General features: G+C 71.7%; 12 protein-coding genes and 1 pseudogene. 10 read left to right on the plus strand and 3 right to left on the minus strand.

Going from position 1 to position 16132, the window contains the following annotated elements; genetic code table 11:
• The first annotated feature begins 3 nt into the window (after nt 1-3).
• The 4 genes from ADK66_RS22050 (at nt 4) to ADK66_RS22065 (ending at nt 4642) form a co-directional block, all read left to right on the plus strand.
• Nucleotides 4-1680, plus strand: a complete 1677-nt coding sequence (locus ADK66_RS22050; RefSeq protein ID WP_053658276.1) for a CocE/NonD family hydrolase — start codon at nt 4-6, stop codon at nt 1678-1680.
• A 181-nt stretch (nt 1681-1861) separates the two neighbouring features.
• Nucleotides 1862-2716 carry a hypothetical protein gene (locus tag ADK66_RS22055; RefSeq protein ID WP_231640126.1) on the plus strand — a complete coding sequence of 285 codons (855 nt, stop codon included), beginning with the start codon at nt 1862-1864 and terminating at the stop codon, nt 2714-2716.
• 85 nt (nt 2717-2801) lie between these two features.
• Nucleotides 2802-3377: a helix-turn-helix transcriptional regulator gene (locus tag ADK66_RS22060; RefSeq protein ID WP_053658280.1), complete on the plus strand. Its 576-nt coding sequence runs from the start codon at nt 2802-2804 to the stop codon at nt 3375-3377.
• Complete coding sequence (locus ADK66_RS22065) at nt 3374-4642, plus strand: MFS transporter (protein WP_053658281.1); 1269 nt, start codon at nt 3374-3376, stop codon at nt 4640-4642. The genes ADK66_RS22060 and ADK66_RS22065 overlap by 4 nt, the downstream gene beginning before the upstream one ends.
• A 48-nt stretch (nt 4643-4690) precedes the next feature.
• Here ADK66_RS22065 and ADK66_RS22070 read toward each other — a convergent pair whose 3' ends face one another.
• Entirely contained in the window at nt 4691-4894 is a 204-nt protein-coding gene (locus ADK66_RS22070) for a cold-shock protein (protein WP_007462771.1), read from the minus strand.
• Nucleotides 4895-5075: 181 nt separating this feature from the next.
• Between ADK66_RS22070 and ADK66_RS22075 the strand changes: the two genes are divergently transcribed.
• Nucleotides 5076-5771, plus strand: a complete 696-nt coding sequence (locus ADK66_RS22075; RefSeq protein WP_053658283.1) for a methyltransferase — start codon at nt 5076-5078, stop codon at nt 5769-5771.
• Between the two features lie 95 nt (nt 5772-5866).
• Nucleotides 5867-6499, plus strand: a pseudogene (locus ADK66_RS30875) (DedA family protein); the annotation flags it as partial.
• Here ADK66_RS30875 and ADK66_RS22085 read toward each other — a convergent pair.
• Entirely contained in the window at nt 6494-7147 is a 654-nt protein-coding gene (locus ADK66_RS22085; RefSeq protein ID WP_053658287.1) for an MBL fold metallo-hydrolase, read from the minus strand. The pseudogene ADK66_RS30875 and the gene ADK66_RS22085 sit on opposite strands and share 6 nt — an antisense overlap.
• Before the next feature lie 7 nt (nt 7148-7154).
• The gene (locus ADK66_RS22090; RefSeq protein WP_053658289.1) at nt 7155-7871 is read right to left on the minus strand and encodes a maleylpyruvate isomerase family mycothiol-dependent enzyme; all 717 of its coding nucleotides are present in this window, start codon (nt 7869-7871) and stop codon (nt 7155-7157) included.
• Nucleotides 7872-8048: 177 nt separating this feature from the next.
• On the opposite strand from ADK66_RS22090, the gene rsgA reads away from it, so the two are divergent.
• The 4 genes from rsgA (at nt 8049) to uvrC (ending at nt 15305) form a co-directional block, all read left to right on the plus strand.
• On the plus strand, nt 8049-9119 hold the full coding sequence (gene rsgA, locus ADK66_RS22095) for a ribosome small subunit-dependent GTPase A (protein WP_053658291.1): 1071 nt from the start codon (nt 8049-8051) through the stop codon (nt 9117-9119).
• A 189-nt stretch (nt 9120-9308) separates the two neighbouring features.
• Nucleotides 9309-12254: an excinuclease ABC subunit UvrA gene (uvrA, locus tag ADK66_RS22100; RefSeq protein ID WP_053658294.1), complete on the plus strand. Its 2946-nt coding sequence runs from the start codon at nt 9309-9311 to the stop codon at nt 12252-12254.
• Between the two features lie 190 nt (nt 12255-12444).
• The gene (locus tag ADK66_RS22105; RefSeq protein WP_053658296.1) at nt 12445-12933 is read left to right on the plus strand and encodes a Rieske (2Fe-2S) protein; all 489 of its coding nucleotides are present in this window, start codon (nt 12445-12447) and stop codon (nt 12931-12933) included.
• Between the two features lie 167 nt (nt 12934-13100).
• Complete coding sequence (gene uvrC, locus ADK66_RS22110) at nt 13101-15305, plus strand: excinuclease ABC subunit UvrC (protein ID WP_082377595.1); 2205 nt, start codon at nt 13101-13103, stop codon at nt 15303-15305.
• Nucleotides 15306-16132 lie beyond the last annotated feature (827 nt).

Genomic DNA, 16132 nt, shown 5'->3' on the forward strand with positions numbered 1-16132 from the left:
CCGGTGCCGGGCCGGCTCGTCGCACGTCTCGCCTCCGCCGCGCTGCGGCTGCCAGTGACCCGCCCCGGCCCGGTACGGGTCACCCGCCACATCCCCGTCCGGGTCCGCGACGGCGTGATGCTGCGTACCGACCACTACGCGCCCGCCGACGAGAACGCGCCCACAGTGCTCATTCGCACCCCGTACGGGCGGGGTGGGCCGTTGCGGCTGCTCGGCCGGCTGCTTGCCGCGCGCGGCAAGCACGCGGTGATCCAGTCCTGCCGGGGCACCGGCGGCTCGGGCGGGACGTTCGCGCCGCTGGTGCACGAGCGCGACGACGGGGTGGACACCCTCGACTGGCTGCGCCGCCAGCCCTGGTGGTCCGGAGCGCTCGGCATGTTCGGTGTCAGCTACCAGGGCTTCGCCCAGTGGGCACTTGCCGACGACGCCGACGACGACCTGCGCGCGATGGTCGCCGTGGTGACAGCCTCGGCCACCAGGGACTCGACGTACGCGGGGGAGTCCTTCGCCCTGGACACCGTGCTGACCTGGGCGGAGCTGCTGCACGCGCAGACCGTGCCGTGGCTGGCCCGGCAGTGGGAGCTCAAGCGCGGGCAGCCCCGGTTGGCCGCCGCGCTTGAGCACCTGCCTCTGGCCGGCGCGGACCGGGTCGCCACCGGCGCCACCATCGGGTTCTTCCAGGAGTGGCTGCGCCACCACACGCCGGACGCCGCGTACTGGCGGACCCGGGTGTTCACCGACCGGGTGGCCCGGGTGCGGGCGCCGGTGCTCATGGTCACCGGCTGGCACGACATCTTCCTGCCCGCCCAGCTCGACGACCACGCCACCCTGCGCGCCACCGGCGCCCGGCCGCGCCTGGTGGTCGGCCCGTGGACACACGGCAGCCCTGGCCTGTTCGTGGCCGCCCTGCGGGAGGGGCTGACCTGGCTCGACGAGCACCTGAGCGCACCGCCGCGCGGCCCGTCGCGCCGCATCGGAGAGGCGCCGGTGCGGCTGTACGTGAGCGGCGCCGACGGCGGCTGGCGGGACCTGCCGGACTGGCCGCCACCGGCCGTCGACACGGCATGGCACCTGCACCCGGACGGTGAGCTTGCGGTGCGCCCACCCGTCCCGTCGGCGCCGGACGAGTTCCGCTACGACCCGGCCGATCCCACCCCGTCACTCGGTGGGCCGCTGCTTGTCGCGCAGCGGGCCGGCCCGGTGGACAACAGGCGCGTCGAGGCCCGGCCCGACGTGTTGACCTACACCAGCGCCCCGCTGGCCCGGCCGGTCGAGGTGATCGGCCCGGTACGCGCCGAGATCCACGTCCGCAGTGAGCTGCCGTACCTGGATGTCTTCGTTCGACTGTGTGACGTGGACCGTCGAGGGCGGTCCTGGAACGTGTGCGACGGGCTGGTCCGGGTCGCGCCAGGGCGGTTCCCGACGGACCCGTCCGGCGCGGTGCGGGTTCCGGTGCCCCTCTGGCCGACCGCGTACCGGTTCGCGGCCGGCCACCGGTTGCGCGTGCAGGTCTCCGGTGGTGCACACCCGCGGTGGGCGCGTAACCCGGGCACCGGTGAACCGCTCGGCGCGGCGGTCACGCTGCGTGCCGGAAAGAGGCAGGTCCTGCACGACCCCGAGCACTCCTCGGCGGTGCTGTTGCCGATCGTCCACACTGATGCGCCTCCGTCACGAATCTGACTGTAGCCCCTGTGAGCTGGGCGTTTGCCGGAAGCGCGCGCTAGGTTTGGCCCAACGCCCGGCGCCGTGCACCAGCAGGCCGGGCTCGCCCGAAGCCCCGCACCGTGTACGCGGTGTGACGTCGTGCCCGGCCCCCGCTCACTGAAAGGGGGACCCCATGACCCGGGCCCCGGCTAACCTTTTGGCCGTTCGAAGCCTGCTCCTCACCCATCTGGACGTCGACCCGAAGACCTCCCGCGCCGCCGACCTGGAGCCGGCCGAGGTCGGGATCGTCGGTGACCCGGCCCATCGCGGTGGCTACCACTGCGGATCGGACCGGGTGGTCACCAACGACTACTCGGTGGTGGAGTCGTCCCGGGACCGGACCGGCCTGACCCTCGACGCGGCGGCGCTTGACGTCGGCGGCTTCGAGGTCCGCTCCGGCGGCCGTACGCACACTCTGGCCAGCTTCTCGGCCTGGTGCGTGGGGCAGTGTGCCGCGAACGCGGCAGACACCCGGGACATCCGCGAAATCATCTACAGCCCCGACGGCAAGACCGTGAAGCGGTGGGACCGGCTCGGCAAGCGCACCACGGGGGACGACTCGCACCGCTGGCACACCCACTTCAGCTTCTTCCGTGACGCCATCAAGGCGGGTCGCGACCAGCGGCCCCTGTTCCGCCGCTATCTCAGCTCCATCGGACTCCTGGAGGACGACATGACCCCCGAAGAGCACAAATGGCTGGCCACCATCCACAAGAACCTCACGGTCCTCGACGGTCGCAACCCGATCGGGCAGGTCTACCTGCGGCTGGCGGAGGGTCGGGACGACACCGGCGCTCCGGTGACCGGTCACCCGAACCTCAAGAGCCTCGGCCTGCAGTTGACCGCGCTGCAGACCGCGCTCAGCTCGTTGTCGGGGCGTGACTTCACCGACGAGCCGGCGATCGTCAGGGGGGTGCTGGCCGGGCTGACGCCGGAGAAGATCGCCGCGGCCATCCCGCCCACTATGGCCAAGCAGGTCGTCGACGAGTTGGCACGCCGACTGGCCGCCTGAGGTAGGGGGCCTCTACACAAGATCCGCAACGACCATTGGGCAATAACTGTTGCGCAATGGTCGTTGCGGGTGTGATGCTGGCGTCATGGAGAGACCCGACGTACGCCAGGTCACCGACTCGCGGGTGCTGGCCGCCATGTCCCACCCGCTGCGCCGCCGCCTGATGGACGTGCTCAAAGTGCACGGGCCGTCCACCGTCGGCACGCTCGCCGACCGCACCGACCAGGCGCCCGCGAACGTCAGCCATCACCTCAAGGTGCTCGCCGCCGCCGATCTCGTCACCGAGGCCCCCGAGCTGGCACGGGACCGCCGCGAGCGCTGGTGGCAACTGGTCACACGGGGGGTGCGCTGGTCCAACACCGACTTCGACGCCGACCCGGCAGCCCGGGCGGTCGCCGACGCCGCCACCTCGCTCAACCTGGACCGGCACGTCGCCCTGGCCCGGGCGTGGCACGCCGCCGACGAGTCCGCGCAGGCCGCCTGGGCCGACGCGCCGTTCTCCACCGACCGCTGGCTGCACCTCACGCCTGACGAACTGGCCGCGTTGAGCCGCGAGATGATCGAGCTGCTGGCGCGTTGGGGCGACCGTGACATCCCCGACGACGGGGTCGAGAGGCAGCCGGTGTTCGTGTTCGCCTACGGCGTGCCGGCCCGGCCGTGACCACTGCCACCCGCACCGATCGCGAGCCGCCTGGCGGGCTGCTGCGGCACCGGGACTTCCGGCTGCTCTGGGCCGGCCAGGCGGTCAGCAGCGTCGGCAGTAACGTCACCACTGTCGCGCTGCCGCTCGTAGCGGTGGCCGTGCTCGACGCCGGCACCTTCCAGGTGGCGGTGCTCACCGCCGCCGCCTGGGCGCCCTGGCTGTTGATCGGGCTGCCGGCCGGCGCGTGGGTGGACCGACTGTCACGTCGACCGGTGCTTGTGGCCTGTGACGTGTTCTGCGCACTGGCGTTTCTCAGCGTGCCGCTGGCCGCCGTGGCCGACCTGCTCACGATCGGGCACCTGCTGCTCGTGGCGGCCACCGCAGGCGCCGCCCGGGTGTTCTTCGAGACCGCCCACCAGGTCTACCTGCCGGTGCTGCTGCGCCCCGACCAACTGCCCGAGGGCAACGCGAAGCTGCACGGCACCCAGACCGTGAGCAACGTCGCCGGTCCCGGTCTCGCCGGCCTGATCGCCCAACTCGCCGGTGCCGTCGCCGCGCTGCTGCTGGACGCGCTCACATTCCTGCTCTCCGCAGCCTTCCTGCTGCGCATCCGCACCGTCGAGACACGCCCCGACAGGCCGAAGACATCCCGGTCGCTGTGGCGGGACGTCGCCGAAGGACTGCGCTTCGTCGCCCGCGACCCGTACCTGCGGGTGCTGACGGTCTTCGGCGCGGCCAGCAACATCGGGCTGACCGGCTACCAGGCGGTCCTGGTGGTGTTCCTGGTACGCGACCTGCGGCTCGCGCCGGGCGTGGTGGGCCTGCTGGTCGGTGTGATGAGCGCCGGCGGAATCATCGGTGCGTTGCTGGCCACCGTGGTGGGTCGGCGCTTCGGCACCGCGCGGGCCCTGCTGATCGGGGCGGTGCTCACCGGCCCGCCCGCGCTGCTCATCCCACTCGCCGGGCCCGCAACCGGGTTGGCCTGGCCGGCCCTCGGCGGCCTGCTGATCGGGCTCGGTGTGACCATCGGCAACGTGGTCAAGGGCAGCTTCCGGCAGACGTACACGCCGCATCACCTGCTCGGCCGCGTGACGGCGAGCATGCACCTGCTCAACTACGGCGCGATCCCGCTGGCGGCCGTGCTGGCCGGTGCCCTCGGGGCTCGATACGGCGCCCGGACAGCAATCAGCGCGATGACCGCCTGGTTGGCGCTCACCCCGCTGATCCTGCTGATCGGGCCAATCCGGAGGCGGCGGGACCTGCCCGCCGCCCCGGCGTCTTGAGTGCGCTGCGACGGCGGCCGGAGACCGACCGCCGTCACCGGCACGGAGCTACATCGGGCGGACGTTGTCCGCCTGCGGGCCCTTTTGCCCCTGGGTCACCTCGAACTCGACCTTCTGGCCCTCGTTGAGCTCCCGGTAGCCGCTCGAAGCGATGGCGGAGTAGTGGACGAACACGTCCGGCCCTCCACCGTCCTGCTCGATGAAGCCGAAGCCCTTTTCCGAGTTGAACCACTTAACCGTGCCGGTTGCCATGCATCTCTCCCTGTTCAAAGCGGCTGACCACCGACCTGTGGCCGATGATCGCCCGTACCTGTTCGACAGTAACGGGCGAAGCCCCGTTCTGCCGGCCGAAGTGCCGTAGGTCTTTGTGTGAAGTCGGGTGAACTCTGCGCGGCGGCATGTGAAACCCGCCCCCGCCATCCCCCACTGGGGCATGCTTGCGCCGATGAAAGGTACCGCAGCCGCTGCGCTGTCCGAGCTGGAGCGCGAGATCGACGCGCCCGGCGACGGCCTGGACCGGCTCCGGTTGATGCCCACTCCGTTCGTCCCCGAGGTACGCCTGCACCTGGCCGAGGACGCCATCGTGTGGTGGGCCCGAATGGAGGCAGCGGTCGGTCACGCACTGCCCCCGCCCTACTGGGCCTCCGCCTGGGCTGGTGGCCAGGCCCTGGCCCGGCACCTGCTGGACCATCCCGAACTCGCCGCCGGCCGCAGGGTCCTCGACCTGGCCGCCGGCTCGGGGCTGGTGGCCATCGCCGCCGCGCTCGCCGGCGCGGCACGGGTCGTCGCCAACGACATCGACCCGTACGCCGTGGCGGCCGTCACGATCAACGCCCGCGCCAACCGGGTCGACGTCGACGCCAGCGGCGACGACCTGCTCGACGACGTCGACACCGAGGCGGACCTGGTGGTCGCCGGGGACGCCTTCTACAGCCGCGCCATGACGGCCCGGGTGCTGCCGTTCCTGCAACGGGCCGCCGCCGCCGGCGCCGACGTGCTCGTCGGCGACCCCGGCCGGGGGCACCTGCCGGCGGACGGGTTGACGGTGCTCGCCGACTACCCGGTGCCCACCACCGAACCGTCGGTGGACTCGTCGCTGCGCCACGTACAGGTGCTGCGCCCCGCCTGAGGCCGCCTCAGGGGTGACCCCTAGGCCGATACCAGGGCACCGTGGGGGCTGCGACCGGATGTCCATCGTGGCCTGACGGCCATAGCGTACGCAGCATGACGCAATGGCTGGCTCAGGTCGGGGAACTGCCCATCGGTGTGCTGATGGGTGCCCTCGGGCTGGTCATGGTCTTCGACGCCGTACCGCTGGTGGGCGTCCTCGTCCCCGGTGACGTGGCGATCCTGGCCGCCGTCGGAGTGGGCCGACCGGCCACCGGGCTGGCCACCTTCGCGGCGGTGCTGACCGGCTGCCTGGCCGGCTGGTCGCTGAGCTTCCTCGCCGGCCGCCGGTACGCCGAACACCTGCGGCGCAGCCGGATCGGCACCTGGATCGGCGAGTCACGCTGGAGCGCGGCGGAGGGCATCCTGCACCGCGGCGGCGGCGCGATGTTGATGGTCGCGCCGTTCCTGCCGGTGTTCAACGCGCTGCTGCCCCTGGCCGCAGGTGGGCTGCGGATGTCGTACCGGCGGTTCCTCGCCTGCGCGACCATCGGCGGGGCGGCCTGGGCCGGGCTCTACCTGGCGCTGGGCACCGCCTCCCGGTCGCTGGCCGGGCTGCTGCCGGGGTCACCCAGCCCGCTGCTGGTCACCATGGCGGTCGGGCTGCTGCTGGCCGCCGTCGTGCTGCTGGGCGCGCGGCGGCGGCTGCGCGTGGTCCGAGTCGTCCCGCCGGCCCGTCCGGCGTCACCAGCCCCGGGCGCGCCACTGTGGCAGGGCCGGACGCTCCGCCGCGAGGGTGCTGTCGCTGCCGTGGCCCGGGTAGAACCACGTCTCGTCCGGGAGCCTGTCGAACAGCTTGTGCTCGACGTCGTCGATCAGCGCGGCGAAACGCTCCGGGTCCTTGTCGGTGTTGCCCACGCCACCCGGGAAGAGGCTGTCGCCAGTCCACAGGTGCGGGGTGCCGTTCGGGTCGCGGTAGAGCAGCGCGATCGAACCCGGCGTGTGCCCCTTGATGTGGATGACCTCCAGCGCGCAGTCACCCACAGCGACGGTGTCGCCGTCGGTGAGATGGTCGGCCTCGATCGGCAGCCCGGCGGCGTCGTCGGCGTGCACCAGCGCCCGCGCGCCGGTCTTGGCAACGACCTCCTCCAGCGCCACCCAGTGGTCCATGTGCTGGTGGGTGGTCACCACTGTGGTCAGCCCGCCGTCGCCGATCAACTCCAGCAACCGCGGCGCCTCGTTGGCGGCGTCGATGAGCACCTGGTCGCCGGTGTGGTTGCAGCGCAGCAGGTAGGCGTTGTTGTCCATCGGGCCCACCGACAGCTTGCTGATGGTGAGGCCGTCCAGCTCCCGTACCGCTGGTGCGCCGCCTGAGGTGACGTCTCCGGTGTAGGTCATGGGGTGTCTATATCCATTCCGGTGGAGTTGGCAGTGGGCCGTCGGGTGCGACGGTGAGCGTGTGGCCGGAGTCCCGGCCGGTCAGCCAGGCGGCCAGGTCGGAGGCCGGCCCGCTGACTGTCGGCGCGCCGGCCCGGTCCCCGATGACGAGATCGTGCTGGCTGCCGTCGAAGCGCAGCACCATCGACGGCGGGGTCGGCCCGTCGGCGTGATGGCTGGCCGCCTCGCGCAGCAGCCGGTGGGCGAACGCCTCCGACCAGTCACCGGGTCGGTAGTCGGCGGCCAGGTCGAGGTGGTGCACCTCGATCTCACGCAGGCGGCCCCAGACGAGCAGGGCGGCCGGCCACGGGCCCCGACGCGCGCGTACCGTCGCGCCCCACGCCGCCGCCGGCATCGCCTCGACCGCCTCGGCGAACCGGTCCGCGCTGCGCCGCAGGTCGTCCAGGTGCTCGGCGGGCGGACGGTCGGCCCCGGCCTCGATGTCCGCCGTACGGGCGGCCAGCGAGGCGTACATCGGCAGCGGCTCCCCGGTGCGGGCCGCCGTGAGCAGGTTGACGAAGCCGTCCGCGTTGCGGGCCAGATGCGCCAGCACGTGCCCGCGCGACCAGCCCGGCAGCAGCGACGCCGCCGCCAGGTCGGCGGCGTCGAACGAGGCGGCGGTACGCATCAGCCGTGTGGTGGCCGCGTCCACCTCGCCCATCAGCAGCAGCGGATCCGTGGTCACGCGTCGACCCTAGCGGTCCGCTGGCGCGCCGTCGCTGGGGAAATCGCTTTCGGCGCGTCGGCAAGCGACCTACCGTCGGCGCCATACGCGGCACCGGACGTCGAACGGAGGTGGTGTTCATGCCGGACGTGGCACGCGTGTTCCGCCATCACCAGCTTCGACACCGATGAGGATGACATGACAATCGATCTGACCGCCCTCGGCTGGGACGCCGACCGGGCGGAGTACGCCGCACGACGTGGCGAGCACCACCCGGGCCGGGTCGCCCGGGTGGACCGGGGGGTCTGCACGGTGCTCACCGCCGCCGGCCCCGTCCGGGCCAGCCTCGGCCCGGCGGTGCTCACCGCCGCCGCCCAGGATCCCTCCGCGCTGCCCTGCGCGGGTGACTGGGTGCTGCTCACGCACTGGCCGGACCGCCGGATCACGGTGGCCTGCGTGCTGCCCCGGCGGGCCGCGCTGATCCGCCGTACCGCCGGCAAGGACGCCAGCGGCCAGGTGCTGGCCGCGAACCTCGACGCCGCCGCGGTGGTCGAGCCCGTACACCCGGAGCCGGACGTCGGCCGCATCGAGCGGCTGCTCTCGCTGGCCCACGAGTCCGGCGCGCGACCGCTCGTGGTGCTGACGAAGGTCGACCTCGCGGCCGACCCCGACGCACTGGCCCGCCAGATCGCCACTGTGGCGCCCGGGGTGCCGGTGCTGCCGGTAAGCGCCGAGCGCGGCGTCGGGCTGGAACCGCTGCGCGCCGAGGTGGCGCCCGGCCGCACGCTGGGCCTGCTCGGTCCGTCCGGTGCCGGCAAGTCGAGCCTGGTCAACGCCCTCGCGGGGACCGTGATGATGCCGACACAGGCGATCCGGCGGGTCGACGGCAAGGGCCGGCACACCACTACCTGGCGGGCCCTGGTGCCGATCCCGGGCGGCGGGGCGGTGATCGACACGCCCGGCGTGCGGGCGGTCGGTCTGCTCGACGGCGTGGCCGGGCTGGACCGGGCGTTCGCCGACATCGCCGGGCTGGCGCAGGGCTGCCGGTACGCCGACTGCGGGCACGACGGCGAGCCGGCCTGCGCGGTCCGGGACGCGCTGCGTACCGGGGAACTGACCGCGCGGCGGTGGGAGAGCTGGCGGCGGTTGCAGGGGGAGGTGGCCCACGAGAGCCGGCGGCGGGAGTCGCGGCTGGCCGCCGAACGGCGCGGCGGTTGGCGCGCGGCCCGGCGCAGGGCCGTCCGCCCGCCGTCACCAGGCGGCTACTGACGCGTGGCCCGGGCTGTCGGTCGATGCGGCCGACCGTGCTGAGCTGGGGGAATGTGCGGGCGAGGGAAACTGTCGTACCTCGGGGCTAGAGTTGCCGAGGCGCGTTTTCCGCGCCCGCACGACCGCTCGGAATCATCGCAGAGCGGGACAGAACCCTCCGCTTCACCTTCATCCGGGAGTACACGCACTGTGGCCGACCGACTCATCATCCGTGGCGCGCGCGAGCACAACCTGCGTGACGTCAGTCTCGACCTGCCCCGGGACGCACTCATCGTGTTCACCGGGTTGTCCGGGTCGGGCAAGTCGAGCCTGGCCTTCGACACGATCTTCGCCGAGGGCCAGCGGCGCTACGTGGAGTCGCTGTCGTCGTACGCCCGGCAGTTCCTCGGCCAGATGGACAAGCCCGACGTCGACTTCATCGAGGGGCTGAGCCCCGCCGTCTCGATCGACCAGAAGTCGACGTCGCGCAACCCGCGCTCGACCGTCGGCACCATCACCGAGGTCTACGACTACCTGCGTCTGCTCTACGCCCGGATCGGCGAGCCGCACTGCCCGGTCTGCGGCGAGCGGATCTCCCGGCAGAGCCCGCAGCAGATCGTCGACAGGGTGCTGGCCATGGCCGAGGGCACCAAGTTCATGGTGCTGGCCCCGGTGGTGCGCGGTCGCAAGGGCGAGTACGTCGACCTCTTCGCCGAACTCCAGGGCAAGGGCTACGCCCGGGCCCGGGTCGACGGCGTCGTGCACCCGCTGACCGAGCCTCCGAAGCTCAAGAAGCAGGAGAAGCACACCATCGAGGTGGTGATCGACCGGCTCACCGTCAAGCCGAGCGCCAAGCAGCGGCTTACCGACTCGGTCGAGGCCGCGCTGGGCCTGTCCAGTGGGCTGGTGCTGCTCGACTTCGTCGACCTGCCGGAGGACGACCCGGAGCGGGAGCGTCGCTACTCCGAGCACCTGGCCTGCCCCAACGACCACCCGCTGGCCATCGAGGATCTCGAACCGCGGGTCTTCTCCTTCAACGCGCCCTACGGCGCCTGCCCGGAGTGCACGGGCCTGGGCACCAAGAAGGAGGTCGACCCGGAGCTGCTGGTGCCCGACCCGGAGCGCAGCCTGCGCGAGGGCGCCATCCAGCCCTGGTCCACAGGGCACAACCTGGAATACTTCCTCCGCCTGCTGGAGGCGCTCGGCGAGGCCCAGCACTTCGACGTCGACACGCCCTGGCGGGCGCTGCCGGCCCGCGCGCAGAAGACGATCCTGCACGGCTCCGACGACCAGGTGCACGTGCGCTACCGCAACAAGTACGGCCGCGAGCGCTCCTACTACACCGGGTTCGAGGGCGTGGTGCAGTGGATCGAGCGCCGGCACTCCGACACCGAGTCCGAGTGGTCCCGCGACAAGTACGAGGGCTACATGCGCGACGTGCCGTGCGCGGCCTGCGGCGGCGCGCGGCTCAAGCCCGAGGTGCTGGCGGTCACGCTTGCCGGCAAGAGCATCGCCGAGGTCTGCAACCTGTCCGTGGGGGAGTGCGCCGACCTGCTCGCGGGCATCGAGCTGACCGACCGGCAGAAGATGATCGCCGAGCGCGTCCTCAAGGAGATCAACGCCCGGCTGCGGTTCCTGCTCGACGTCGGCCTTGACTACCTCTCCCTGGACCGGCCGGCGGGCACCCTGTCCGGCGGCGAGGCGCAGCGCATCCGGCTGGCCACCCAGATCGGCTCCGGCCTGGTGGGTGTGCTCTACGTGCTCGACGAGCCGTCGATCGGGCTGCACCAACGCGACAACCACAGGCTGATCGAAACCCTGATCCGGCTGCGTGGGCTGGGCAACACGCTGATCGTGGTGGAGCACGACGAGGACACGATCCGCACCGCCGACTGGATCGTCGACATCGGCCCCGGCGCTGGCGAGCACGGCGGCAAGATCGTGCACAGCGGGTCGGTGCCGGCGCTGCTGGACAACCCCGAGTCGCTCACCGGGGCGTACCTGGCGGGCCGCAGGTCGATCCCGACGCCGCAGCAGCGCCGCCCGCAGACAAAGGACCGCGAGCTGGTGGTGCACGGCGCGCGGGAGCACAACCTGCGCAACCTGACCGTCGGGTTCCCGCTCGGTCAGCTGATCGCGGTCACCGGGGTCAGCGGCTCGGGCAAGTCGACGCTTGTCAACGACATCCTCTACGCGGTCCTGGCCAACCAGATCAACGGCGCCCGGCTGGTGCCCGGCCGGCACACCCGGGTCTCCGGCCTGGAGCACGTGGACAAGGTCGTCGGCGTGGACCAGTCGCCGATCGGCCGCACGCCGCGCTCCAACCCGGCCACCTACACCGGGGTCTGGGACCACGTCCGCAAGCTCTTCGCCGAGACCACCGAGGCCAAGGTGCGGGGGTACGGGCCGGGCCGGTTCTCGTTCAACGTCAAGGGTGGCCGCTGCGAGGCGTGCTCCGGCGACGGCACCATCAAGATCGAGATGAACTTCCTTCCCGACGTGTACGTCCCCTGCGAGGTCTGCAAGGGCGCCCGGTACAACCGGGAGACCCTTGAGGTGCACTACAAGGGCAAGACCGTCTCGGACGTGCTGGAGATGCCGATCGAGGAGGCCGCCGAGTTCTTCTCCGCCATCCCGGCCATCCACCGGCACCTCAAGACGCTTGTCGACGTCGGTCTGGGCTACGTACGCCTCGGCCAGCCCGCGCCGACTCTCTCCGGCGGTGAGGCGCAGCGGGTCAAGCTGGCCTCCGAGCTTCAGAAGCGCTCCACCGGGCGAACGGTCTACGTGCTCGACGAGCCGACCACCGGCCTGCACTTCGAGGACATCCGCAAGCTGCTGATGGTGCTGGAAGGACTCGTCGACAAGGGCAACACGGTGATCACCATCGAGCACAACCTCGACGTGATCAAGACGGCCGACTGGCTGATCGACATGGGCCCGGAGGGCGGGCACCGCGGCGGCACCGTGCTCGCCACCGGCACCCCGGAGGAGGTCGCCGAGGTGCCCGAGAGTCACACCGGTCAGTTCCTGCGCGGGGTGCTCAAGCTCGACGGCGAGGCCAAGGGTGCGGCGGCGGCCACCACCCGCGCCGCCAAGGCCAACGGCACCACCAAGGCGCGGGCCAGCCGCAAGGTGGCGGCCGCCGCGCGCTGACCGCACGTGTCGGGGGCGGGCTCCGGCGCTGGCTCGCGCACGCCGATCGCGGCGTGCGCGAGCCGGTCCGGTCCGCCCCCGTTCCATTCCCGAGTCGACCGATGCGGCGATGAACCATCCGGCACAGTTGCCCGTGTGGAGAAGTGTGGCCGGCTCTTCGGCCGGCCGGCGGGCTACAGAGAGGCGAGGCATGAGTGACGATCAGGCGCTGACCGGTCCAGGTACGCAGACCCGACGGGCTCTGCTCACCGGCGTCGGGGCGGCCGGCGCAGCCGTCGTCCTGGCTGCCTGCGGCAGCGACGACACCGGCGACGGCGCCACCCCCGCCCCCACCAGCGGCGGCCCGGCCGTGCCGAGCACCGGCGACGCCGGCGGCGGCAACCGGCAGGACGCCCAGTCGCTGGCCACGACCGCCGACATCCCTGTCGGTGGCGGCAAGATCCTCGCCGCCGAGGGCGTGGTGATCACCCAGCCGACCGCAGGGCAGTTCAAGGGCTTCAGCCCGATCTGTACGCACCAGAACTGCCCGGTGTCGAACATCGACGGCGGCACCATCAACTGCACCTGCCACGGCAGCAGGTTCTCGATCGAGGACGGTTCGGTGAAGGCCGGCCCAGCCACCAAGCCACTGCCGCCCAAGAACATCAAGGTCACCGGGGATCAGATCTCGCTGGCCTGATCGTCGGGTCTCGCCCCGTTGGCGCGTACCCCAGCGGGGTTGGGTTTGATCGACTCGCGGCCTGGGGCGTCGGGGTGTCCGGTGACCTGCGGACATCCCGACGCCCCGGACACGAGTGGATCTAGTGCCGGCGGTGGGTGTCGGTGGTGCGGACTAGGCTTGTCGGCGTGGCTGACCCCTCGACCTACCGTCCCGCGCCCGGCACCATTCCGGAGTCGCCGGGGGTCTACCGATTCCGCGACGGCACCGGCCGAGTGATCTACGTCGGCAAGGCGAGGAACCTGCGCAGCCGGCTCAATTCCTACTTCGGCGACATCTGGAACCTGCACGAGCGCACCCGGCAGATGGTCACCACCGCCGAATCGGTGGACTGGATCACCGTCGGCACCGAGGTCGAGGCGCTCCAGCAGGAGTTCACCGAGATCAAGCAGTACGACCCCCGCTTCAACGTCCGCTACCGCGACGACAAGTCATACCCCTACCTGGCCGTCACCCTCGACGAGGAGTACCCCCGGCTACAGGTGATGCGCGGCGCCAAGCGCAAGGGCGTGCGCTACTTCGGTCCGTATTCGCACGCCTGGGCCATCCGGGAGACCCTCGACCTGCTGCTACGGGTGTTCCCCGCCCGGACGTGCTCCGCCGGAGTGTTCAAGCGCGCCGGCCAGGTCGGCCGTCCCTGCCTGCTCGGCTACATCGGCAAGTGCTCGGCGCCGTGCGTCGGCAGCGTCTCCGCCGACGAGCACCGAGCGATAGTGGACGGGTTCTGCGACTTCATGGCCGGGCGCACCGACACCATGGTCCGCAAGATCGAACGTGAGATGACCGAGGCGAGCGAGAAGCTGGAGTTCGAGCGGGCCGCCCGCCTGCGCGACGACGTGGCAGCGCTGCGCCGGGCCATGGAGAAGCAGACAGTGGTGCTTGGCGACGGCACCGACGCCGACGTGGTCGCGTTCGCCGACGACCCCCTTGAGGCGGCCGTGCAGGTCTTCCACGTCCGCGACGGCCGCGTCCGCGGCCAGCGCGGCTGGGTCGTGGAGAAGACCGAGGAACTGACGACCGGAGACCTCGTCCACCACTTCTGCACCCAGGTGTACGGCGGCGAGCACGGCGAAACCGACGTACCCCGCGAGTTGCTGGTGCCCGAGCTGCCCGCGGACGCCGAGGCGCTTGCCGAATGGCTCACCAACCACCGGGGCAGCCGGGTGTCGCTGCGGGTGCCGCAGCGCGGCGACAAGCGCTCGCTGATGGAGACTGTGGAGCGCAACGCCAAGGACGCCCTCGCCAGGCACAAGCTGAAGCGGGCCGGCGACCTCACCACCCGGGGTAAGGCGCTCGACGAGATCAGCGAGGCGCTCGACATGCGCACCTCGCCGCTGCGCATCGAGTGCTTCGACATCTCGCAGATCCAGGGCACCGACGTCGTCGCCAGCATGGTGGTCTTCGAAGACGGGCTGCCCCGCAAGAGCGAGTACCGACGGTTCATCGTCCGCGGCGCGACCGACGACCTCTCCGCGATGTCCGAGGTGCTGCGCCGCCGCTTCGCCCGCTACCTCGACGCGCGGGCCGAGACCGGGGAGGTGGGCGTGGAGTCCGCCGACGACCCCGCTGCTCCCGACGGCGAAGCCGAACCGCAGGTCGGCACCCTTGTCGACCCGACCACCGGCCGGCCCCGGAAATTCGCGTACCCGCCGCAGCTGGTGGTCGTCGACGGCGGTGCGCCGCAGGTCGCGGCTGCCGCGCAGGCCCTCGCCGACCTGGGCATCGACGATGTCGCGCTGTGCGGCCTGGCCAAGCGGCTGGAGGAGGTCTGGCTCCCCGACGACGAGTTCCCCGTCATCCTGCCGCGCACCTCGGAAGGGCTCTACCTGCTGCAACGGGTCCGAGACGAGGCGCACCGCTTCGCCATCACGTTCCACCGCCAGCGTCGCTCGAAGCGGATGACCGAGTCGGCCCTGGACAACGTTCCCGGCCTCGGAGACGTACGCCGCAAGGCGCTGCTGCGGCACTTCGGTTCCCTCAAGCGCCTGTCCACGGCGAGCGTCGACGAGATCACCGAGGTGCCCGGGGTAGGCCGACGTACCGCCGAGGCGATCCTGGCCGCCCTCGACACGGGCAAGGGGTCCGCCAACGGCGCCGTCCCGGCGGATGGCGCCGCCTCGGCAGATGGTGCTGCTCCGGCGGGCGATGCTGCTCCGGCAGATGGCGCAGCCTCGGCAAGCGGTGCTGCTCCGGCAGGCGGTGCTGTTCTGGCAAACGGCGCAGCCCCGGCAAATGGCTTCGCGCCGGCAGACGGCAGCGAAGCGGCGCCCGGAGGCGGGGCCGCGTCTGGAGGCGGAGCCGCGTCTGGTGGCGGGGCCCCTGCTGTGAGGTGACGCCCGGCGACGGGTGGCCACTCCCGGAGTGGCTTCTGCTGGCGGAGTGACGCCTGGCGACAGTGGGCCTCCGGTTGTGAGGGTGACGCCTGGCGTCGGGGTTGGCCTTTGGTAGCGGTGCGGCGCCGAGCGTTGAGGTGGGCTGCGTCATGAGGTTGGTGCCTGGTGCGCACCTCTTGGCGGAGAACTTCACAAGAGGTGCATATCGGGTGTCGGCGCGGGTGATCGACTCGCTTTCCTGAAAATCGGGGTGTCCGGATCGCGAGGATGCCCCGATTTCAAGGAAGCCGAGGGGATCATCGCCGACCTGCGCCGAGCGTCGGCCCGTGACGGATGTTTTGTCCGGTTCGGGCTCGGGGTTCAGACACGACCTGCAGGTCGCGTGTCCGGGTTGGGGTCATTTGGGGTTTGGGTGGGGTGGCCGGCGGCACTGTGGCGGCGGAATGATGGGCCGGGCCCGGTGGTTGTACAGGGGGTAACCGACGACAGGTCGCGGCCCCCCGGCCCCCGGCCCGGCGGTCTCCGGTATCCGGGAACACCCGCCCGGCCGCCACGGTTACATCCCCCTGAACCACCCCGAGCAGCGCCTCCCCGAGGCTGTCGGGCAGATCCCCCGGAGCGCGGCGGAATGACTCGCCGGCCCGGCTGGTTACATCCCTGGACCACCTCGTGCAGGCCCCCCGGGTCGCCGGGTGAGATCCCCCCGAAACTTCTTCCCCCTGCTCGCAGCGCACCGTCCCCCTATTGGTGCGTTACGCGGGTCGCCCCCGACATTGCAGAGGAGCACGCCATCATGCGTACCGATCTGATTCGTAAGACCGCTCTGA

The organism is Micromonospora sp. NRRL B-16802 (assembly GCF_001279555.1).
In the GTDB taxonomy this organism is placed as follows: Bacteria; Actinomycetota; Actinomycetes; order Mycobacteriales; family Micromonosporaceae; genus Micromonospora; species Micromonospora profundi.

Coding starts and splice junctions, on each gene's coding strand:
- ADK66_RS22105 (WP_053658296.1), top strand. CDS start 12,445: ATGAGTGACGATCAGGCGCTGACCGGTCCAGGTACGCAGACCCGACGG.
- ADK66_RS22060 (WP_053658280.1), top strand. CDS start 2,802: ATGGAGAGACCCGACGTACGCCAGGTCACCGACTCGCGGGTGCTGGCC.
- rsgA (WP_053658291.1), top strand. CDS start 8,049: ATGACAATCGATCTGACCGCCCTCGGCTGGGACGCCGACCGGGCGGAG.
- ADK66_RS22070 (WP_007462771.1), bottom strand. CDS start 4,894: ATGGCAACCGGCACGGTTAAGTGGTTCAACTCGGAAAAGGGCTTCGGC.
- ADK66_RS22075 (WP_053658283.1), top strand. CDS start 5,076: ATGCTTGCGCCGATGAAAGGTACCGCAGCCGCTGCGCTGTCCGAGCTG.
- ADK66_RS22085 (WP_053658287.1), bottom strand. CDS start 7,147: ATGACCTACACCGGAGACGTCACCTCAGGCGGCGCACCAGCGGTACGG.